General features: G+C 48.4%; 24 protein-coding genes and 1 pseudogene. 9 read left to right on the top strand and 16 right to left on the bottom strand.

The window, feature by feature from the left end; all coding sequences use genetic code 11:
• From Q8L79_RS06640 to Q8L79_RS06630, 3 genes and pseudogenes are all read left to right on the top strand, one after another.
• Positions 1-229 (top strand): annotated as a pseudogene (locus Q8L79_RS06640) (hypothetical protein); the annotation flags it as partial.
• Between the two features lie 202 nt (positions 230-431).
• Positions 432-578, top strand: a complete 147-nt coding sequence (locus Q8L79_RS06635; RefSeq protein WP_305269301.1) for a hypothetical protein — start codon at positions 432-434, stop codon at positions 576-578.
• 144 nt (positions 579-722) lie between these two features.
• Positions 723-872: a DUF3309 family protein gene (locus tag Q8L79_RS06630; protein ID WP_370869888.1), complete on the top strand. Its 150-nt coding sequence runs from the start codon at positions 723-725 to the stop codon at positions 870-872.
• A gap of 402 nt (positions 873-1,274) precedes the next feature.
• Here the strand turns inward: Q8L79_RS06630 and Q8L79_RS06625 are convergent, their stop codons facing one another.
• The 3 genes from Q8L79_RS06625 to Q8L79_RS06615 all read right to left on the bottom strand — a co-directional run bounded on the left by Q8L79_RS06625 (position 1,275) and on the right by Q8L79_RS06615 (position 4,656).
• The gene (locus Q8L79_RS06625; RefSeq protein WP_305269298.1) at positions 1,275-3,398 is read right to left on the bottom strand and encodes a methyl-accepting chemotaxis protein; all 2,124 of its coding nucleotides are present in this window, start codon (positions 3,396-3,398) and stop codon (positions 1,275-1,277) included.
• 255 nt (positions 3,399-3,653) lie between these two features.
• Positions 3,654-4,082 carry a hypothetical protein gene (locus Q8L79_RS06620; RefSeq protein WP_305269295.1) on the bottom strand — a complete coding sequence of 143 codons (429 nt, stop codon included), beginning with the start codon at positions 4,080-4,082 and terminating at the stop codon, positions 3,654-3,656.
• A gap of 193 nt (positions 4,083-4,275) precedes the next feature.
• Complete coding sequence (locus tag Q8L79_RS06615) at positions 4,276-4,656, bottom strand: hypothetical protein (RefSeq protein ID WP_305269292.1); 381 nt, start codon at positions 4,654-4,656, stop codon at positions 4,276-4,278.
• Positions 4,657-5,131: 475 nt separating this feature from the next.
• Between Q8L79_RS06615 and Q8L79_RS06610 the strand changes: the two genes are divergently transcribed.
• On the top strand, positions 5,132-5,896 hold the full coding sequence (locus tag Q8L79_RS06610; protein WP_305269289.1) for an exodeoxyribonuclease III: 765 nt from the start codon (positions 5,132-5,134) through the stop codon (positions 5,894-5,896).
• A gap of 4 nt (positions 5,897-5,900) precedes the next feature.
• Entirely contained in the window at positions 5,901-6,533 is a 633-nt protein-coding gene (locus tag Q8L79_RS06605) for a uracil-DNA glycosylase family protein (RefSeq protein ID WP_305269286.1), read from the top strand.
• An 80-nt stretch (positions 6,534-6,613) separates the two neighbouring features.
• Here the strand turns inward: Q8L79_RS06605 and Q8L79_RS06600 are convergent, their stop codons facing one another.
• From Q8L79_RS06600 to nifH, 10 genes are all read right to left on the bottom strand, one after another.
• The gene (locus Q8L79_RS06600; protein ID WP_305269283.1) at positions 6,614-6,832 is read right to left on the bottom strand and encodes a Nif11-like leader peptide family natural product precursor; all 219 of its coding nucleotides are present in this window, start codon (positions 6,830-6,832) and stop codon (positions 6,614-6,616) included.
• A 69-nt stretch (positions 6,833-6,901) separates the two neighbouring features.
• Positions 6,902-7,864, bottom strand: a complete 963-nt coding sequence (locus Q8L79_RS06595) for a hypothetical protein (protein WP_305269280.1) — start codon at positions 7,862-7,864, stop codon at positions 6,902-6,904.
• 10 nt (positions 7,865-7,874) lie between these two features.
• On the bottom strand, positions 7,875-8,642 hold the full coding sequence (locus Q8L79_RS06590; RefSeq protein ID WP_305269277.1) for a 4Fe4S-binding leucine-rich repeat protein: 768 nt from the start codon (positions 8,640-8,642) through the stop codon (positions 7,875-7,877).
• Positions 8,643-8,656: 14 nt separating this feature from the next.
• Positions 8,657-8,923, bottom strand: coding sequence for a DUF6129 family protein (locus tag Q8L79_RS06585; protein WP_305269274.1), 267 nt, complete (start codon positions 8,921-8,923; stop codon positions 8,657-8,659).
• The gene (nifX, locus tag Q8L79_RS06580; RefSeq protein WP_305269271.1) at positions 8,920-9,630 is read right to left on the bottom strand and encodes a nitrogen fixation protein NifX; all 711 of its coding nucleotides are present in this window, start codon (positions 9,628-9,630) and stop codon (positions 8,920-8,922) included. Before nifX ends, Q8L79_RS06585 begins: the two co-directional genes overlap by 4 nt.
• 4 nt (positions 9,631-9,634) lie before the next feature.
• A complete protein-coding gene (locus Q8L79_RS06575; RefSeq protein ID WP_006892495.1) occupies positions 9,635-9,835 on the bottom strand; it encodes a 4Fe-4S dicluster domain-containing protein in 201 nt (66 codons plus the stop codon).
• Between the two features lie 2 nt (positions 9,836-9,837).
• Positions 9,838-10,062, bottom strand: a complete 225-nt coding sequence (gene nifT, locus Q8L79_RS06570) for a putative nitrogen fixation protein NifT (protein WP_305269264.1) — start codon at positions 10,060-10,062, stop codon at positions 9,838-9,840.
• Positions 10,063-10,158: 96 nt separating this feature from the next.
• Positions 10,159-11,730, bottom strand: coding sequence for a nitrogenase molybdenum-iron protein subunit beta (gene nifK / locus Q8L79_RS06565; RefSeq protein ID WP_104430124.1), 1,572 nt, complete (start codon positions 11,728-11,730; stop codon positions 10,159-10,161).
• 98 nt (positions 11,731-11,828) lie between these two features.
• Positions 11,829-13,310, bottom strand: coding sequence for a nitrogenase molybdenum-iron protein alpha chain (gene nifD / locus Q8L79_RS06560; protein ID WP_305269253.1), 1,482 nt, complete (start codon positions 13,308-13,310; stop codon positions 11,829-11,831).
• 147 nt (positions 13,311-13,457) lie between these two features.
• On the bottom strand, positions 13,458-14,339 hold the full coding sequence (gene nifH, locus Q8L79_RS06555) for a nitrogenase iron protein (protein ID WP_006892491.1): 882 nt from the start codon (positions 14,337-14,339) through the stop codon (positions 13,458-13,460).
• An 828-nt stretch (positions 14,340-15,167) separates the two neighbouring features.
• Between nifH and Q8L79_RS06550 the strand changes: the two genes are divergently transcribed.
• From Q8L79_RS06550 to Q8L79_RS06535, 4 genes are all read left to right on the top strand, one after another.
• Positions 15,168-16,007, top strand: a complete 840-nt coding sequence (locus Q8L79_RS06550; RefSeq protein WP_305269251.1) for an SIR2 family protein — start codon at positions 15,168-15,170, stop codon at positions 16,005-16,007.
• On the top strand, positions 16,007-16,444 hold the full coding sequence (locus tag Q8L79_RS06545) for a hypothetical protein (protein ID WP_305269249.1): 438 nt from the start codon (positions 16,007-16,009) through the stop codon (positions 16,442-16,444). Before Q8L79_RS06550 ends, Q8L79_RS06545 begins: the two co-directional genes overlap by 1 nt.
• Positions 16,445-16,451: 7 nt before the next feature.
• Positions 16,452-17,762, top strand: coding sequence for a (Fe-S)-binding protein (locus tag Q8L79_RS06540; RefSeq protein WP_305269247.1), 1,311 nt, complete (start codon positions 16,452-16,454; stop codon positions 17,760-17,762).
• Positions 17,763-18,025: 263 nt separating this feature from the next.
• Positions 18,026-18,886: an ion transporter gene (locus tag Q8L79_RS06535; protein ID WP_305269244.1), complete on the top strand. Its 861-nt coding sequence runs from the start codon at positions 18,026-18,028 to the stop codon at positions 18,884-18,886.
• Positions 18,887-18,906: 20 nt separating this feature from the next.
• Here Q8L79_RS06535 and Q8L79_RS06530 read toward each other — a convergent pair whose 3' ends face one another.
• From Q8L79_RS06530 to modB, 3 genes are read right to left on the bottom strand one after another with little or no spacing between them, the layout of a single operon-like run.
• On the bottom strand, positions 18,907-19,335 hold the full coding sequence (locus Q8L79_RS06530; protein WP_305269241.1) for a molybdopterin-binding protein: 429 nt from the start codon (positions 19,333-19,335) through the stop codon (positions 18,907-18,909).
• A 21-nt stretch (positions 19,336-19,356) separates the two neighbouring features.
• Positions 19,357-20,433, bottom strand: coding sequence for a molybdenum ABC transporter ATP-binding protein (modC, locus tag Q8L79_RS06525; protein ID WP_305269238.1), 1,077 nt, complete (start codon positions 20,431-20,433; stop codon positions 19,357-19,359).
• 5 nt (positions 20,434-20,438) lie between these two features.
• On the bottom strand, positions 20,439-21,125 hold the full coding sequence (gene modB / locus Q8L79_RS06520) for a molybdate ABC transporter permease subunit (RefSeq protein ID WP_305269236.1): 687 nt from the start codon (positions 21,123-21,125) through the stop codon (positions 20,439-20,441).

Here is a 21,125-nt window from a genome sequence, read left to right as displayed (position 1 = left end):
GCCGGCTTATGTCACCAATAAAGTAGGCGAAATGCTGGTTGTCTATGTGCCTACTTCGCCAAACCCCACTTCCGGATTTACCATTATTGTGCACCAATCAAAGGTCGTAAAATCGAACATGGATATTGAAGCCGTTACCAGTTTTATAGTCAGCGTCGGAGTGGATTTGACTCAAAAAGAGGATCTTGAAAAGCTTGAAAATTTGAACCATACCGGAATCCGTAAGTAACCTGGGTTCGGAATAAGCGATCAGGCTGACCTTGACCGGGACAAGAGTGGTTTGGCGTCTGACAGGCAACAAGCGGTCGCAAAAGAAGGCGCGCAGCGGTTGCAACCTCTCTGATGCGGCAAAAAACCGCACGACGGAAACTGCGTTTTTCAACCGGGAAGAATAGAGCTAACGGAAGGGTTTTACGCAGGAGAGCGGATTTATGTTGGATAGCGCACAGACCGGGTTCGATCCCGACTATAAGCTGTATTTTCAGTTATTTAAGGAAGATATCCATGAGTATTGCGATAAAACCTTTATCGACCTTGTGGCAAGGATATTGATTTTGCTGACATACAGAGAGTTTTAAATTATTTCGTGAGCATCTATTCGAGCACCCGATGGGGATATTGGGCTAATGCATCCTGATCCGCTGTAAGGAGGCAACATCCCAAGATCCAACTTTTGGGAACAGTTTTTAATTTAGCGTTTTTCCTCTTACTGGAGAATTACCATGTCAATTAACCCAATCTTACTCATTATTTTACTTGTTGTATTGCTCGGAACCCTTCCAACTTGGTCGTATAGTCGGGGGTGGGGTTATGGACCCAGCGGCGGGATCGGGCTATTGCTGATTATTTTATTGATTCTGGTTTTACTCTAGCTGCAAAGCGATGCATTGCAAAGTCGAAGGGAATGGCGTTTCCGGCCTATAAGACTGGCTGGGAACGGCGGGAATTAACACACGGCGTTAATTTATTTGTTGCTGCGCACCCGATCCCGGTCAAAAATTGGCTGGTGCAGAGCAAATTTACCAAAATTGAACCTAATCCGACCGGTTGAACTTTGTATGAGACAACGTAAATCAGGCTCGTATCAGACGGTATTGGCAATAATTGGAGTTCGCTGCCGATGAACTGATGGATTTTAGTCATACCACTTCATTAGCAGGCAGTCGGTTGTATTATTCATGGCCGTTTTTTCGATATGGCGCGATTTTTTGTCGCTGTATGGTTTAGATACAGCGCAATATACATAAAAACAATATTATCTAAGGCATAGCTATTTAAAATTCTTCCCATTCATCAGTGCTTGAAGTTACTGGTAGCGATCGCAGTTTCGACTTGGCTACTGCTACCGGTGGATTTTTACTTATGCTCGGTTGGGTTACTGTTGTTTCTTTTTGTATCGTTGCAGCATCAAAAGAACCCTTTGAATTACCATGCAATTTAAAATTGCCTACAATAAGCGATAAATACTGCGTTTTTTCTTCCAAGGATTCTGCCGCGGCTGCCGCCTGTTCCACCAGGGCGGCATTTTGTTGAGTTACATCGTCCATTTGGCCGATGGCTTGATTAACCTGTCCGATGCCGGACGTTTGTTCAACTGAAGCAGCGCGAATCTCAGACATGATGGCGGTAACACTGCAAATGGATTTAACGATTTCTTCCATGGTTTGACCGGCCTGAGCGACCAGTTTGGTTCCATCCTGAACTTTATCCACCGAATCGTGAATAAGCTCTTTAATTTCTCCAGCTGCCTTGGCGGCGCGTTGAGCAAGATTGCGTACTTCTACCGCAACAACAGCAAACCCCCGGCCTTGTTCACCGGCTCGGGCTGCTTCTACTGCGGCATTGAGGGCAAGAATATTAGTCTGGAAAGCAATATCATCAATGACCGAGATAATGTCGCCGATTTTGCGTGAAGACTGGTTAATATCATTCATCGTCAAATTAACCTGCCTCACTACGCTGACGCCTTGTGTTGCGATATCGGATGCATCGACAGCAAGCTGATTAGCATGTTCGGCCCCTTGAGTATTGGCCTGCACCGTGGAAGTCAATTCTTCCATGCTTGCCGCGGTTTGTTCCAAACTGGCGGCTTGCTCCTCAGTGCGCTGAGATAAATCATGATTACCGGCGGCGATTTCTTTGGTAGCGGCACTGATGGTATCGGTAGTCTCCTGAATTTCTCCTATCATGTTTTTCAGGCTATCTACCGTGCAATTCATCGCAACTTTCACTTTACCCAATGTTCCGGGGTAGTCTTTGTCGATAGTCTGAGTCAAATCGCCTTCAGACAGTGCATTGGAGACACGCAACACATCATTCAGGCTAGTCTCGATGACGATGGAAAGTTGATTGAATGACTCAGCAAGATTTTTGGTATAGCCCTGCTTATCAAGCATGTCCATTTTGAGGCTGAAATCACTGCGATTGGCAGACGCAGAGTCAACAATATCATGAATTTCGCTGATGATTTTAGTAAGAGAGTCAACAGTATGATTCACGCCATTTTTAGTTAGACCGAATATACCGGGATAGTCTTTAGTCATCTTCTGGCTTAAGTCACCGGCAGATAAAGCGCTGGTTACCCGCATCACATCGTTCAGGCCGACTTCAGTCGTTTCAGAAAACTGGTTGAGCAGTGTACAGATAGTTTTGCCAAAACCCTGTTTATCGGACAGATCTATTTTTATACTGAAATCTCCCTGAACAGCGGTGTCCACCATATTTTCGATTTCTTTCACCAAGCCGGACAAGCTGTCCTGCATGATCTTCATGGAACGTAACATGCCTTCGTTCTTACTTCTTTGATGCAGTTCAATCCTGGAGCTTAAATCGCCATTGGTGATGCGTTCAGCCAGAAAAGCTACGGTTGCCGATTCAATGCCCTCTATTCGCAGCTGAACAGCCAAAAGCACCAAAATTACCGACTCAAATACCACATAGGCCGCATGAAGCATCACAACGCCTAAATTTGCTCCATTACGAAATACCCACACATCCATATCCGCGGCTTGTAAAAAATTAAAAGCCAAATGATGAACGGCTATCAGCCCTGCTGCGAAAATAATCGGTCGCCAATCCCGGTAAGCCAATAAAAAGGCAAGAACCACAAACAGACCGAAATGCATCTCTATCAGTCCATGACTGACCTGAATTTGAATGGCTATCAGAATTACAAATGCGCTTGCCATCGCCAGTCTTGAAATCAGCATGCCCGGCATTGAGCGCCATATGAAAAAAGGTATGACGATGGCTGGAATGCCAACAGCCAGGCTAAGAATTATTCCGTCATAAATCACCCCGGCAGTTACGGTAGCCAAAAACAGAACGGCAACCGTAATCATCATGACACTATCAACCCGGATACGAATGGGCTTTAGCAAATCTTCTTGGTCGTTCATTACTTTTTCCTGAAATTAAATAACATGATTTGTACATTGATGAACGGACGACCCATTCATGATGAACCAACCCAGTGCAAGTGCACTATAAGCGAGCCAGACCACAAAAATAACATTCATCATGTAACTCTTGCGTTGATAACAAGCACTTTTTGCTGGAGCTGGTTCATTGTTTCGCTGATCAGATATCATCTCAACCTCTGGTAGGGTGACGGTAAAGGTTTGTTCGTAAATAAGCAATTTTTGTTTATAGGTTTATTCCCGTTCTTCGAGCTTGATGGGCAGGCGGACGTGGAATGTCGTGCCGAGCCCTGCGGTGGATTCAAAAAATAATTTACCACGATGTTTTTCAACCACAATGCTGTGCGACAGACTCAAGCCCTGACTGGTGCGGAGTTCTGAATTCAATCTGGCCTGTTCCTCCGTACGGGTCTGCTTACTCGCGATACGTTTGACCAAGGGCCGCAACGCTAACCACCACAACAGAGGCGCACTCAGGCAGGTCAGAAGCAGGGCGTCTAAAGCAGCGCCCTGTATTGGCGTCAACACAATAATCCACTGCTGTATCACATCAAGCAGTAGCATGACCAGTGCTTCTGAAATGCCAATAACGACAATAATGATAAATAGCGAAGAAATGAAGTTACGCTTCAGCATGCGCTCCGGTAACAATGAATTTGACATGCGGATTCGAACCCTTGGCGGCTACGGTTGAATAGCTGTTTAAATTTTACCTAACAGGATGTCAGAACAATCATAACTGTTGGAATAATGCCAACTCAGAAAGTTTCTTATACATCCCGACAACACAACGGCCTGAACATCAGTGCTATCAAACCAGAGCAAAAGCTCGGGGAGGACTATTTACTTGGTATCATTAGGTTTTAGCATTCACGTCAAAAAAGCCGCTAATGTTCAGGCCTTTTTCTTTTGCCGCTTCTTTAAGCGCTTCCACTTCCTCAGTCAAATCACCGAGTTTATTGACAATGGCATACCCGGATTGGGCGTCAGGCGCGGTTCCGGTTTCGGCAGGCGTGTTTTCAGCAGTTGGCGTGTGCTCCAATTGCTGGAGTCGGGCTTCGAGTTGGGCAATTGTTTGATCTTTTTTCTTCAGCAGTTCCGCGACAATCTGCCGGATATGTTCGTCAGAAACACTGGCAGCACCGGCCGCCGCATTTGCCACAGGCACGTGCAAGGTAAAAAGAAACAAGAAAAATAGAGAGTTCTTGGCCCAAAAAATGACGTGCGGATAAGTCATAATCAATTTGTTTTTGTTATTATAAATATGATTTTTAAAGCAATTCAGAGATCTTTAATGTGACAGTTAGCACCAACACCAAAATACTAATACTGTTAAAGTTATAGATGGCTGTCAGGCTTCACAAATTTTGATATAAAAATAACAAGTATCTTTGAATATATAAGTAAAATTCTACTTACATTTGACTTATAAGTACAATTACTTAGCATAAAAAGAAAAGCTTAACTGATAGCTACTTCACAATAAATTGATTTGCCATAAATGCTTTATCTTTATGCAATATGAAAAGCAACAACAAATGGGAATAGGTCTTTCATTAAAACAATGGAATTTTGTATTTCTTCAAAACATAAAACCTGTTCATGCATAATGAAAGAGCTACCTGCTTATCTTTTTTGAAGAAAGCCAAAGCCAGAAAATACAATTTCACCATTAAAGTCTCAACTTCTAACCTGTCAGAAGGAATCATCGCATGAAAATAATTTCCTGGAATGTTAACGGCGTTCGCGCTGTGCAAAGCAAGGGCTTTGCCGAAACGCTAGCACTACTCGACGCCGACTGCATTCTGCTGCAGGAAACCAAGGCCCAGGCCGATCAGATCGATAAGGCACTGGAAGGCATCGACGGTTACCGGATTTATTCCTGCTGTGCCGAACGCAAGGGTTATTCCGGCGTTACGATCTTATCCCGGAAAGAGCCGCTGCAAGTTATCAGTCATATCGGTATTGCCGAGCATGATCTTGAAGGCCGCGTGATCGTCGCCGAATTCGAACATTTTTACCTGCTCAATGTTTATGTGCCGAATTCTGGAGAGGCATTGGCCCGGCTGGATTACCGCCAAACTTGGGATCGTGAATTTCTGGCCTATTGCCGGCAGCTGCAAAGCAAGAAGCCGCTAATCGCTTGCGGCGATTTTAATGTCGCGCACAGGGAAATCGATATCGCGCGCCCGAAGCCGAACTACAATAAATCGTCCGGTTATACCCAGGTCGAAATCGACGGTTTCAGCCGTTTTCTCGACGCCGGACTGGTCGATACTTTCCGGCACTTTCATCCGGATACCGTTGCTTACAGTTGGTGGAGTTTCCGCGCCGGGGCCAGGGCAAAAAACGTCGGGTGGCGGATCGATTACGTGTTGGCCAGTGAAGCGATCGTCGATAAAGTCAAACAGGCCTTTATTCTGCCGGAGATTCTCGGGTCTGATCATTGTCCGGTCGGTATCGAGATTGATCTTTAAAGACATGCCTATACAAGAACAACTGATGCGGGCTCATCGAACAGCATTGTCGGATTGCAGCAAATGCCCGGAGATGATCGGACCGGTCGTGAGTGGGAGCCCGGTATTATCAAAGATTTTGCTGATCGGCCAAGCGCCCGGCGATAAAGAAGGCGGTTTCGGCAAACCGTTTGCCTGGACAGCCGGTAAGACGATGTTCAAATGGTTTGAGCGCATCGGGCTGGATGAGGAGACTTTTCGGCAGCGTGTTTACATGGCTGCGGTATGTCGCTGTTTTCCGGGTAAAAATCCAAAGGGCGGCGATCGTGTGCCGAGTTCGGTTGAAATTGATCATTGCGCAGGCTGGCTGCAAGCGGAAGTCGATTTGCTTAAGCCCGACCTGATCCTGCCGGTCGGCAAACTGGCGATCAGCCAATTGATGCCGGTCAAAAAACTCAACGATGTGATCGGCAAGCTTCATCCCGTTACTTTTCACGGCCATCGCACAGAAGCGATCCCGCTGCCGCATCCGTCCGGTGCATCGACCTGGCATCGGACAGAATCGGGTTTAGCGCTGCTGGAATCGGCATTAACAATCCTGCAAGACCATCCAGCCTGGCAACAAATTTGCCAGGCTGGTATGTCGGATAATTTGTAGGTTGGCGCTGAGGTACGAAGCCCAACAATTCAGCGGATCAAATGTTGGGCTTCCTTAGGTCAGCACCAACCTACGAAAACTTAAACTCTCAACAACGCCTTAGCCATTCTTTCAGAAAGTTGTTCTTCGACAAATTGCGGTTCGTTGGGCGGATACAGTTCTACTTCATCCAGTTCAAAATTATATTCTTTGCCCAATGCAATCAGCTCTCTGATTTTTTGAACGGCTAACAGTTTTTCCTTTAATTCGGGATCTGCTTTTGCTTGTTCAGAGAATGCTTTTATTTGTGCAATTGACATGGTGTTTACTCCTAAGGTTTAAAAATAGGCTTTGCATTACAAAGCGGGTGATGAAAAATCGAGTGTTCGCTACACGCTGTAAGGCGTGTTAATCCAGTCTTTAAGTACTGCGACATCACGTTCGGGTAAATAAGAAAAATCTCCGCTAATATCCTTAAAAACCGCCAAGCCGCTGTGCGGAGAAACCAGCTTGCCTTTAACCATATAAAAGAACCAGGCAAATGGATAACCCGCCTGCCGGTCGAAGCGGGTCAACAGGTTATGCAGCGAGGTGCCTTTTTTGCCGTTAATATCGTCCAGTTGCGGTACGTTTTTTTGCTGGGTATTGATAATTTCGACGTTGATTATTTGTTCCCCGAAGCGTCCGGTATGCCTGAAAGGCCGGACAATCCAGTCATCGCAAAGCGCGGCTTTTTGCTGGGCGCTACTTCGGTTCCAGTCATCCATAAAACGTTGCACCGGATGTTCTTTGACATGGTATTTATTGATTTCATCCATGAAAATCGACACGTCAGTTTTACGTCGATAAGAATAACGCGAGGTTCCAATGCAGAATGTTTCTATACATTCCGGGTCCAGTGGATCAATAAATTCTTCTAAATCTTCCGGCGGATTTTGCTCATTAACAAGTAACCGATCCGACATCTCATGGGTTTTATCAATGTCGATCTGGATGAATTGTTCCGCTTTGCTGCCGGTTTGAATAACAAAATACAGGGTGTTGCCGGTTTGCCGCGTGGCAATCAGCTTTTGCTCCCGTGCGTGATCAATCAGGGTTTGCAGGTTTTTGCCGCATTCGATATAGGTTCTTTCGGTCCATTCGATCAAATCATTGGCGATACGGTTGCCATCCATATCGACAATGCCGCCCAGGCGATACCATTCGGCACCAGTTCTGGCCAGGCGAATCGGATAGCCAGAGTTCAGCGATTGAAGCTTAGAGAGTATTAATTCATCATTTTGGTCGGGCAGGGTGTGCTTACAGATTTTTGCAAGCTGTTGCCCGTCAAGTTGAAAAGGTTGATCAGCCATACACTGTTTCCTATTTCTCTATCTCATTTGTTATATGGGCAATGCTTGTTAACCGTTCTTTTACTACCGCCCTGACATCAGGCTCGGGATCGTCAAGCAGACCGACCAATGCCTCGGGATCAACACGCTGGGCAGCGGTATAGCGCACCACCCAGTCGGCATCATTGAGCATGATCACGGCATCATCAGGGTTCATCCGTTCGGCGACAATGCGCCTGACTTCAGGCGCATTGTCATGAGCCATTAAACCCAGGCTGACTTCGGGCAAACGTTGAGCAACGATTTTTCGCACTTGCAGGTCTTCATCCCGGATAAAACGAAACAGGCGTCCTTCCGGCAGTCTTCCGGCTATCGTTAATCTGACGATATAGTCTTGATCGTCAGCCATCTTTTCCAGATCGGCGGGCGCGATACGATCGGCTACGGTCATGCGTACTTCTCTATCCGGATCATCGATTAACAGATGCAGCTGAGATACCGGTATTCGATACGCGATTGCCCGCCTGACCACTTCATCTTCATCATGAATCAGCTCGGTCAACGCCTTTTGCGGTGCATAACGGACCGCAATAGCGCGTCTTTCCCAAAAATTGTCGTGTAGATACTGTTCGGCATAACTTGGGTTGACGCGAAAAAAGCGGTCGATTTGCCTTCCGCTTTCAACGAATACACAGGTATCGCCGGGCATGCAGCGCCCCATCAGCAGGGTTTTGCCGCGAAAAGGACATAAACTGCAATCTGCAAAAGGAACGCTGACAGGGCTTTCACGACTGGACATGCGATAAGTTCCGTTTAGTCGGGGATGACTTCTGCAACGACGATGCCCGTTGCAACGTCATAATCATTGGTCAGGCACAGACAGTGTTCCCGGCCATCAACTAAATAAAGATTGAAGTCTTTATGCTCAATGACCGGCGTATTATTAGGCAGATCGTCATCCATACAGTAAGTAAAATGGATGGCTTGATATTGTTGTCTTAGCACTGAAACCGTGCTTTCATCGACACCCAATGCTTCGATTTCTGCCGCTATGGCGTTGACTTGATTTGTGGTAATCATCCCGTCGCTTCCCTTTCAAATCTAAACCGATCGCTTGCTTCAACACCCATGACTTTAGCCAGCCAGGGCGGCGGAGTTCCGGCAATAACGGTTTGTAGCTGGTCGATGATGTCGGCAATGGTTTCAATGCCGGGCAGTTTCATGGGATGTATGCCCAGTCTGACGATTTTTGCCGCCGCAGGGCCGCCTACCGAGGCGATATAAAGTACCTGGCAATCCTGAATCAGTTCAGCTCTGAACACGTTTTTATCATCCACTTCCAGGCCTTTAGGTATGTCAGGGTTACGGATGTCGATTAACCGGGCTTCATCGGCTGAAACCTGATAAATCAAAAATTGACTGCAAGAACCGAAATGACCGTCAACGTTAATGCCGTCATTACTGGCGCAGGCAATCCGAACCGAACCGGGCATGTCGCCATCAGCATAGGCTTGTTGTGTCAGCGCGGTAGGGTGAGTATCCAGACCGGATTTAAGAATGCTTAAAGCATGGGTCAATAAAGGCGCGTCAACATCTAAAAACTCACCCGCCAGCGCGGTTTTGAGTGTTTTCAGGTTAATGCCGATAATTTTTTCTTCAGTGATGGGAAGACCGATGCAATCGGTCAATACTGAAAGTAAGCGTTTGGCATCCGTATCGGGCAAAGCGCGAGCGGCCAGCCCAATACGTAAAGCCAGTTCTCGCGAGAGTGCAGCCTGGCTGTTCATCTGCTTATGCCTCAAGCGGCAGAATGCAGTTGTCGATAGGGCAAACTTTGACGCATTGAGGAATGTCAAAATCGCCTTCGCATTCAGTGCAGGTTTTTTTGTCGATTTTAAAGACGATAGAACCTTCTGTGATTGACATGGTCGGGCATACCGGTTCGCAGTCGCCGCATGAAATACAATCCGCTTCAACAATATATAAGGCCATGATTATTCTCCTGAATCTAAACGTTTTGCGCGCAAGGTAACGGGAAAATCCGGTTGTTCATTGATCGGTTCGAAATAATATTTTGAACCGTCGCTGAGCAGAACTTCACCGCCCCATTTATCGGGGCTATCGAATTCAACGGATTCCGCCACTTCTTCCAAATCTTTTTTGGGTACGTAGAAGACTAATTTGCCCTCTGCATTTTTTTTCAACATGACACTAGGCATTGAGTTCTCCGTTTACACGCATTGGATTGGGTGTAGAGACGCGATTTATCGCGTCTCTTCTTTAAGACAGACGCGATAAATCGCGTCTCTACCAAATTAACGAATCAAATCGTAGTTATAGTCAGTCGTACCCATGCCTTTGGTTTCTTTATCCAACTGTTCCAGAACGGCATTAACCAGGGTTGTCAGCATATAAATAGCGCCTTCGTAACCCAGTGTTGTCATTCTGTGCAGGTGATGCCGGTCAAAGATCGGGAAGCCAATGCGGATCAACGGCACTTCAAACTCTTCGCCTTTATAGAAGGTGTCGCGTTGAATGAACTTGCCATAAGAATTGCCGATCATGAAATCCGGTTTGTTGGTAAAGACCAATGAACGGAAATGCCATAAATCTTTGCCGGTATGGACGACGGTTTTTTGTCCATAAGGCGAATCTTTGAGCATTTTATCCATCGCTTTAGCCCAACGTTTGTTGGCATGGTTGCACAATACGTCGGTCGGTTCGGCACCCATTTCCAGCAGGAATTTGGTCATGCCCATCACGAAATCCGCATCGCCGTACAAGGAAAACTTCTTGCCGTGCATCCAGGTGTGCGAGTCGGTCATCATGTCCACCAAGCGACCGCGTTCCAGTTCCAACGAAGCAGGAATCGGTTTGCCGGTCAGTTCGGAGATTTTCATCAGGAATTCATCGGTCCATTCCAGGCCCATCGGAATATTGATGGCGGTAGCGGGTTGATGCATGATGGTTTGCACATACTTTTTGGTTTTTTCCAACTGCCAGGGTTGCAGCAACAAGGTGTCAATCGCATTAGGCGCGTCTTTCACTTCAGCCTGGGTAGTGCCGCCGGCATACAGTCGGAAGGTGCCGTCCGCCGGTGTATCCAATACTTCGGAAGGATCGCTCAATAACGAGTAATCAACGCCCATTTCCTTCATCATGCGGTGCATGACGCGGTAGTTGCCCAGATAGGTTTCGAAGCCTGGAACCAGGTTGATCTTGCCGTTTGAACCGACTTTCTTGTCGTCCATATGATTCAGCGTGAAATAGCGCAACATGCCTTCGAACATGTTATCCCAACCCGTAGTATGGCTACCGACAAAGCTTGGGGTATGCGCATAAGGTGTTGGAAATTCCTGTTCGATATGGCCGGCTTTTTTAGCGTTATTGATAAACGCATTTAAGTCGTCACCGATAACTTCAGCCATACAAGTGGTTGATACGGCAATGATGTCGGGCTTATACAACGCTTTGGCATTTTCCAAACCGGCCATCATGTTTTTCTGGCCGCCGAAAACCGCCGCATCTTCAGTCATGGAGTCTGAAACGCAGGCAACAGGCTCTTTGAAATGACGGTTGAAATAGGTACGGAAATAAGCGACGCAGCCTTGCGAACCATGAACATAAGGCATGGTCTTTTCAAAACCCAGCGCACAAAGTACCGCACCTAAGGGTTGACAGGCTTTAGCAGGGTTTACGGTTAACGCTTCACGGTTAAAATTGAGTTCCTGGTATTCCTTGGTGGTTGTCCACTGAAACACCTCATCAATTTTTTCCTGAGGATGACGCTCTTCATAAGCTTCACGTTTGTTGGCTAGGCTTTCCTTGTATTCATCGTTACGGAATAAAGGGTAGCTCGGTTGTATGTTTTCGACTTCTTGACTCATGATAATCTCCTACGCGCCACTAATCTGTGGACGACGGTTGAAGGAGTAGGAGCGGCTTTAGCCGCGATTATCGCGGCTAAAGCCGCTCCCACACAAAATTAAGCGCTTGCGGCGACCGCTACATCTGAACTTTCAGCTGTTTTCCAGGGCACTTTTACCTGTTTCCAGCAAGGGTTGTTCAGTGTCATGTCCATATCTCGGGCGAAGATGGCAAAGCCGTCATAACCGTGATAAGGACCGGAATAATCCCAGGAGTGCATTTGGCGGAACGGAATGCCCATTTTTTGGAAAATGTACTTTTCCTTGATGCCGGAGCCGATCAAGTCAGGTTGAACTCGCTTAACGAACTCTTCAAACTCATAGCCGGTCACGTCGTCATAAATCAACGTGGCATTGCCCATTTCCTTGATAGTACGGTCATAGTCATCGTTGTGACCGAATTCGTAACCGGTACCGACCACTTCCATGCCCAAATCTTCATACGCACCGATAACATGACGCGGACGCAAGCCACCGACATACAGCATCACGCGTTTGCCTTGCAGACGCGGTTTGTATTTGGCGATAACCGCATCGTATTCAGACTGGTATTTGGCGATAACTTTTTCGGCGCCTTCTTGAATCGTTTCATCGAATAACGCAGCAATCTTGCGTAACGATTCGGCAATTTTGGTCGGGCCGAAGAAGTTGTACTCAATCCAGGGGATTTTGTATTTTTCTTCCATGTGCCGCGCAATGTAGTTCATCGAGCGATAGCAATGGATCAAATTCAGTTTCACCTTAGGCGTTTTTTCCATTTCCGCAATGGTGCCGTCACCGGACCATTGGGCAACGACGCGCAAACCCATTTCTTCCAGTAAAGTACGCGAAGCCCAGGCATCGCCGCCGATGTTGTAGTCGCCGATCACCGCGACATCATAAGGCGTGGTGGGGAAGCTATCGTCGCCGTCGCGGTTTTCCAATACCCAGTCGCGAATCGCATCGTTAGCAATGTGGTGGCCCAGCGATTGAGAAACACCGCGAAAACCTTCGCAACGAACCGGCACCACAGGTTTGCCGATTTCTTTGTTGGCTTTTTTGGCGACCGCTTCAATATCATCCCCAATCAAACCGATCGGGCATTCCGATTGAATGCTGATACCTTTGTTTAATGGAAACAATTCTTCGATTTCGTTCATTATTTTCGCGAGCTTTTTGTCGCCGCCGAAAACAATGTCTTTTTCCTGAAAATCGGAAGTAAAGTTCATTGTGCCGAACGTATTGATACCGGTAGTACCGACATAATAGTTACGACGACCGGCGCGCGAATACTGTCCGCAACCGACCGGGCCGTGCGAGATATGAATCATATCTTTAATCGGGCCCCAAACCACCCCTTTGGAACCGGCATAAGCGCAACCGCGAATGGTCATTACGCCGGGTTGGGATTTACGGTTTGAGGTGATACATTTGTTCGATTTTTCCAGGGATTGATCGTTAACCGCCAAATGCTTGGCGCGATCTTTCCTTGCTTGTTCGGGATAGACTTCCAGCACTTCTTGAATAAGCGCTTCGGTCTCTTCTTTTGTTAGAGCAGCCATGAGTGTCTCCTACTTATGCCGTGGGTAATCCCCCAACAGACAGGTTTTAGGACGGGAATCCCGTAGAGACGCGATTTATCGCGTCTGATTTATCGCGTATCTACAGTCAGAGACGCGATAAATCGCGTCTCTACGGTTGGTCATTTATTAAGCGGTTGCTTCAGCGGCCGCAGTTACACCGATGATAGATTCGTCTTCTTGATCGATAATGCCGAATTCCATCATTAATTCTTCCAGTTCATCCATCGTGATAGGTGTCGGAATAACGAAGTTCTTGTTATCGCGAATTTTGATAGCTAAATCGCGGTACTCTTGCGCCTGCTTATGTCCTGGTTCGTATTCGATAACAGTCATACGACGAATTTCAGCACGTTGTACAACGTTGTCACGGGGTACAAAGTGAATCATGGTGGTGCCGATTTTTGCAGCCAAAGCCGAGATCAATTCATCTTCACGCGCAGTTTCGCGTGAGTTACAAATCAAGCCGGCCAAACGCACACTGCCTGAGTTAGCGTATTTCACAATACCCTTGGCAATGTTATTGGCGGCATACATCGCCATCATTTCGCCCGAGCAGACGATGTAAATTTCTTGCGCCTTGTTCTCACGGATTGGCATGGCAAAGCCACCACACACAACATCCCCAAGTACATCATAAAAAACGAAGTCAAGTTCATCATCATAAGCACCTTCTTCTTCAAGGAAGTTAATCGCCGTGATTACACCGCGACCCGCACAACCAACACCAGGCTCAGGACCGCCTGATTCAACGCATTTAATACCACGGTAACCCGCTTTCAGTACATCTTCAAGTTCTAAATCTTCAACACTACCCGCTTCAGCAGCCAAGCTCATAATAGTAGTTTGAGCTTTTGCATGAAGAATTAAACGGGTAGAGTCGGCTTTAGGATCGCAGCCAACTATCATTACACTGTTGCCTAATTCTGCTAACGCAGAAACCAGGTTTTGAGTTGTAGTAGACTTACCAATTCCACCTTTACCATATATTGCACATTGACGTAATGCCATGATCTTCTCCTCTTGTAGGACGTTGTTGTTAATGACATTAGGACTAAAGCAAGCGGTGTGCCAATTGCTAATATTGTATTTATGTTATTGAATCGTATTGATTATTTTTATTTAGGCAGGGAGCGGACAGCGTTGTATTTCAAACATTTTGTTATGTTCTGTAAGCTTAGTAACAGTATGGTTATTTAACCTTGTCCTAATATCCATAGGAATCCACGCAAGCTATATCGCCGTCATTCCGGCAGGGATGTGAGAGCATCCAACGACAAACTATTCAACAAATGGTTTTATCGTTTCCACGTAGTGCGTCACTGCCATTAAGTTAAGAAAAAATGTTAATCGAGTAGGGCGCGCCGTGCGTGCCAAAGGGATAGCAAGGTTACGCTGGTTCCCAAGCTCCAGCTTGGGAACCCAGACGACGAAGCTCCAGCTTCGCGAGACGGGAAGCTGGAGCTTCCCACACCGAATTCCCAAGCTGGAGCTTGGGAACTAGCACTCGCTAAAATCCATTAACTTAATGGCTGTGACGCCGGAGCGAGGGACGATGCCACCTATTGGAGTCTAAATCGAATATTCGTGCCTGCCTTAAAGTTCACCCTTCTATATAGAAGTGTTGATACTAATTTATGGAAGATTTTGTGTTTGTAGATAGCATAAACAACAGAAGAATTGTTACAAACACAACAAAATTCCAACCGCCTGTTTTCGGAGAGAATCATTTAATCATTTCATAATCATAATGTTACGCTGTTTATTATGAATCGGTAAAAACTGGATTAATTATTGCTTAAGTAAAAAGATACACCTACTTAAATAATGGAGTTTGCAATGTCTTCTACTGATTTTTCTGAAATACTTGATGGGTTGTACGAAAACAAGGTCGTACCTTATCTGGGGCCTGGCGCGCTTTTTGATGCAACCAATAAACTGACCGGAGCACCCATGCCTGCCGATAGTCATAGCCTGATTTTGGCGATGAATAACGGCAACCCGATGGCTCCCAAGCTTATGTATGAGTTTCCCAGAGCGGCGATGAACCAGGAGCTAAAAAGAGGCCGGAACTTTCTGGGCCAGTTTCTCACCAAGCTATACGGCGAAACCCAATATACGCGCGCGTCAGTGCATGATTGGCTGGCGGAATGGCGGCCTGCTTATGTTGTCGATATAAACAGGGACACCCAATTGCAAGATACCTATTCCGATGAAGAGCATACGCTGATTGTCGGTGTTGCAAGAATCACCGCCAGCCAGTTCCGCTTTAAAATATATCACTTCGATGGCAGCGATTATTTTGAAATCCCGCAGGAACAGGTCGACCACAGATTACCCATTTTGTTTAAACCTCTGGGTACGCCCAAGCCGGAAGCCAACTACATCGCTTCGGATGCCGATTATGTCGATTACATCACCGAGCTAATGGGAGGCTTCGCTATCCCCGATTTCCTTAAAGAGTACCGCAAGGGCAAACAATACCTGTTTATAGGCGTGCCGCTCAACAGGGATTCGGAACGCATGGTGATGAGCGACATCGTTTACGGCGCGGCAGAGAAAAAAGGTTGGGTTTTAAACAAAAATCCGACCGATAAAGAAATACGCTATTGTAAAAAAATAGGCTTGGAAATCCTGGATGTGGATGTTGAAGAACTACTGGCTACCGTACTTGTCTAATGACCCAGTCCGACGCATTCACTCATCATCGTCTGCTGCTTTACTACAAAGGCGACATCAGCGCCTTGATGCTGTTCGCCCAGCACAGCAACGGCAGCATCTGCTTTCCGGAGCCGCTGCCCGCGTTGTCCAGCGCACTGGAGCCTGAAGAGTTCATCACCGAAAAAGTCAGCACTCATCCGGCCATGCTGGTTAACAACATCAATCAGCTTTTACAACTGGACAACGACCTGTTGCGCATCGAACCTGAGTTTAGCGAGCAAGTCGACGCGCCCGGCGGCATTATCACCGTCCACATGGTGCGCTTCATGCTGCTCGATCCGCCGCACAAACTGATGCAAAGCCGGGATTGCCGGATGAGGACCCTACCGGAGCTGCGCGGCAGGCCGCCTGCGGAAATGGAGTTGTTGCGCCGCGCCTATGCCAAGGTAATGTAGGCCTGAGATGTTTGATTTTATGGACATGAGCTACGATGAACCCGGCGAGCCACTAGGGTCGGGGCCGTATATCCCGGATGCAGGGGAATGCATGCGTTGCGGCATCTGTATCGCTAGTTGCCCGACCTTTCGCATGTTCCAGATCGACGAAGAAACCCCACGCCGACGCATCCGCACCATTAGCAAGATACTGGTTGAGAATCAGCCGATCAGCGCGGAAGAACGGATGCATCTGGATAACTGCGTACAATGCCGGGCCTGCGAAACCGTTTGCCCAAGCCGGATGGCTTACGGGCAGTTGTTCGATCAGGCTCGGGTACAGTTAAGCCTAAAAGCCGTAGCTGAGCATTACAAAATCCCGTTCGCCCTGAGCTTGTCGAAGGGTGGGCGGGATTTTGGAATGCTCAACAAATGGATGGCAAAACTGGCGTTCAAGCTGATTGAAAACAAGCGCTGGCGGGCATGGTTAATGCCGTTGCCGGCTATTTACCTGAAATCGGGTCTGCAAAAACCGTTACGAAGCACCGGATTGTTGAAAAAACTGCATTTGGCGAATGCCGAAGCCTTGCTGGGTAAACCGGCATTGCGGGCATTGGCCGATTCTTATCCGATCAGTGTCACGAAACGCGGCCGTGTTGCGCTGTTCACCGGCTGTATTGCTGAACATTTCGACCGCGAGACCTTACTGGCGGCACTCAAGCTGCTGAATGCAATCGGTTACGAAGTGCTGGTGCCGCCGCAACAAGGTTGCTGCGGAGCGATACACCAACATAACGGCCAATCCGCGGCCGGATTGATCGACAACAACATCGCGGTATTCAACGCGCTGGAAGTCGATGCTGTCTTGCACACCGCCACCGGTTGCGGTGCGATGCTAAGCGAATATCAAAATGACGATGAAGCGGGGCAACTGTTCCGTCAACGCTTGGGCGACATCAATGAATTTTTGCTGGAACATTGGCCGGACGACCTGCAACTGGCGGCATCCGAGCTGAAAGTCGCAGTCCACGAGCCATGCAGCCAGCGCAACATCCTCAAAAACCAGCAAGCCGTTTATGCATTGCTGCAAAAAATTCCCGGGTTAACTGTTGCCGCATTGGCCGACAACAATATCTGTTGCGGCTCAGGCGGCAGCTACATGCTGACGCATCCCGATAATGCCGGGCAGTTACGGGCTTTAAAACAACAAGTCATCGCTGCTTCGTCGGCGGATGTGGTGGTTAGCGGTAATTTTGGTTGTGCAGTTTATCTCAATGCCGATGGGGGCGGGGTAGAGCATCCTTTATTGCTGCTGGCTCGGCAGTTGCCAGTCATGTAGGATGTGGTAAAGGCGATAGCCGAACCCCCTCACAACCAATCATCTACGCAATGGTTTTCGCGTTGCTCTACTCATCTTACCGCGCTGTTTCTGATCTGCCGACATAAAAAGCGCCAAAATTGTCAATAAGCCTTACACTTCTTAAAATGTCGCTCCAAAAGGGCCGAGTAGCAATATCCCACCCCGTGACGCCAAATAATAATGCAGTCTCGTAGCTTCCGTATTGACTAGTGCGTGATAACAAAATAATAGGATTGATTGACATGCAAGATCGCATAGAAACATTGCGGCACAACTTATACCAGGTTATTTATCAGGCTAACACGCCTACGGGACGCTGGTTCGACATCATTCTGATCATTGCTATTCTGGCCAGTGTTTTGACGATCGTGCTGGACAGCGTTGCGGACATCAGTCAGCAATACGGGGAGCAGCTGTTTAAAGCGGAATGGTTTTTTACTGTGTTTTTCACGGTCGAGTATATTCTCCGAATCTTCTGCATGCACCGACCCTTCAAATACATCATCAGTTTTTACGGTATTATCGACTTGTTGGCAATAGTCCCTACCTATATCAGCTTTTTCATTCCCGGCTTTCATGCTCTGCTGGTCATTCGCATTCTGAGAGTTTTGCGGATATTCCGTATCCTGAAGCTAGTGCAATTTATCAATCAATCCAATTTGCTTGTTAATGCCTTGATGGCCAGCCGGTTCAAGATCACCATCTTCCTGTTTACCATTTCCACCTTGCTGGTTGTTTTCGGCTCGACCATGTATTTGATCGAAGGTCCGGAAAATGGCTTCACCAACATACCGGTAAGCATCTATTGGTCAGTGGTAACCTTGACCACGGTGGGCTTTGGCGACATCACGCCAAAAACCGATCTGGGGCGAGCCGTCTCGGCAATAGTTATGGTGACCGGCTACGCCATCATCGCCGTACCCACCGGCATATTCACCGCCGAACTATCCCAGGAAATGAGGAAACAAAGCGCGCGCGCCGATAAGCGGATTTGTACGAGGTGCCGGAAAAGCGAACATGAGCCGGACGCAAACTACTGCCGCATCTGCGGCGAAGAACTGTCCTATCCGGTCGAAGATAAAAAAGAGATAGCATCCCTTTAAGGGTTGTTATCTCCGGCTAATCAGCTTCCAACCGCCAGAATCACCGCACCAGCCTTGAACACCGCAGTGGCCGGTTTGCCTTTGCTCAAGCCCAAGGCTTCGACGCTGTCGTTGGTCACGGTCGCGGCAACCTGCTCGCCGCCTTTTAACTCGATATCGACTTCGGCGTTGACCGCGCCGGGTTTGACCTGGGTTACCGTGCCTTGCAGCTGGTTGCGCGCCGAAAGCCGATAGCCGCCGAAATCGGTGACGATGATGATTTGCGGGGCTTTGATCAGGGCGATAACTTCAATGCCGGTTTTGATCGCCAGCTTTTCGACGGATTCCTTGGTAATGGAGGCGACGATGGTTTCGCCGCCCTTTAGGCCGACATGAACTTCGGCATTAACCGCGCCGATAAGCACTTCATTGACGGTACCTACAAACTGATTACGAGCACTTACTTTCATGATGAATCTCCGGGGTGTTGATTAATTTAATAGTGATGTACCCTTGATCTGCGCGTAAACCGCCATGCCGATCTGCAAATCCAGCAACAACGCCGATTTGCGGGTGATGTGCGCCAGCAGCGCCTGATCGCCGACTTGCAACCGCACCACGCTTTGACCATCTCGGCCGTCGGCGATGCCGGTGATGGTCGCGGGCAGCACATTGAGTATGCTGGTGGCGGTTGGCGCTTCAAGGGCGATGCTGACATCGCGGGCGTAAATCTGTACCCGTAACGGTGTGCCGATCTCGGCGTCGACCGCCGGTAGGCTAAGTGAGCCACCGGCAAAGGCGACGCGGGTCAGATGATAGTCGGCTTCATGTTCGGCGACGGTCGCCTGCCAAACCGTGGCGGCTTCCCGGTCTTGCGCCAGCGGCACGTCGAGACGGCTTTGCGTTTCCGAAAGCGGTCCTGAAGCCAGCGCCCGGCCGTCTTCCATGATCACCAGCGTGTCGGCCAATTGCGCGACTTCCTGTTGGGAATGGGTGACATACAGCACAGGAATGTCCAGTTGCTGATGCAGGCGGCTTAAAAACGGCAGGATTTCCTGCTTGCGTTTGAAGTCCAGCGACGCCAGCGGCTCGTCCATCAACAATATTTCAGGATTGAGCGCCAATGCGCGGGCAATGGCGACCCGTTGTCGTTCGCCGCCGGACAAGCGTTCCGGCATGCGCTCCATTAACTGACCGATGCCCAATAGTTCAATGGTGTGCTCCAGTTTGACCGTGCCTGAATTTTGCTTAATCCGCTTCAAGCCGTAATGCAGGTTATCCCGCACCGTTAAATGCGGAAACAGGTTGGCATCCTGAAACACATAGCCTAGTGAGCGTTTATGGGTGGGCAAGAACAGGCCGCGTTCGCTGTCTTGCCAAATACTGCCGTTGATTGCCAGCTTACCCTGAGGCGCGTGTTGCAGTCCGGCGATGCAGCGCAGCAGCGTGGTTTTGCCGGAGCCTGAATGGCCGAATAACACGGTAATGCCGGTGCCGGGCAGCTTTAAGTCGACGTCCAGTTTAAAGTCGCCGTAATCGAGTTGGAAGCGGGCTTGAATTGTGGTCATGTTTATCACTTAAGGGGATGGGCGACGGGGTGCGTTTTTAGCACGGTGTACAGCACCAGCAATACGCTAAATGAGAACAGCAGCAGCACCCCGGCCAGCCAGTGAGCTTCCGCATATTCCAGCGCTTCGACATGGTTGTAGATTTGCACCGACACGACGCGGGTTTTGTCCGGAATATTGCCGCCGACCATCAGCACTACGCCGAATTCGCCGACGGTGTGGGCGAAACCTAAAATAGCAGCAGTCAGGAAGCCGGGTTTCGCTAGCGGCACGACGACGCTGAAAAAAGTATCCAGAGGGCCTGCGCGCAAGGTTGCCGCCGCTTCCAAAGGCTGTTCGCCGATGGCGTTGAATGAGGCTTGCAACGGCTGCACGACAAACGGCAACGAATACAGCACCGACGCCACTATCAATCCCGGAAAGGTGAATGGCAAGGTGCCCAATCCCAGCCAAGTTGTGAATTTGCCGATGGTTCCGGCCGGGCCCATCAGCACCAGTAGATAAAAGCCCAATACCGTCGGCGGCAGCACCAGCGGCAATGCTACGACGGCATTGATGACGCCTTTCCATGCGGAGTGCGTTCGGGCCAGCCACCAAGCCAATGGGGTGCCGAACAGCAGCATCAGCAAGGTGGCGGTACTGGCCACTTTGAAGGTTAAGATCAGCGTGTCGAGATCGGCGGGGCTTAACAT

Origin of the sequence: Methylobacter sp., assembly GCF_030680395.1 — a bacterium.
Taxonomy (GTDB): domain Bacteria; phylum Pseudomonadota; class Gammaproteobacteria; order Methylococcales; family Methylomonadaceae; genus Methylobacter_A.
Note: the sequence above shows the minus strand (reverse complement) of the source record. Positions and strands in the feature narration are given on the sequence as shown.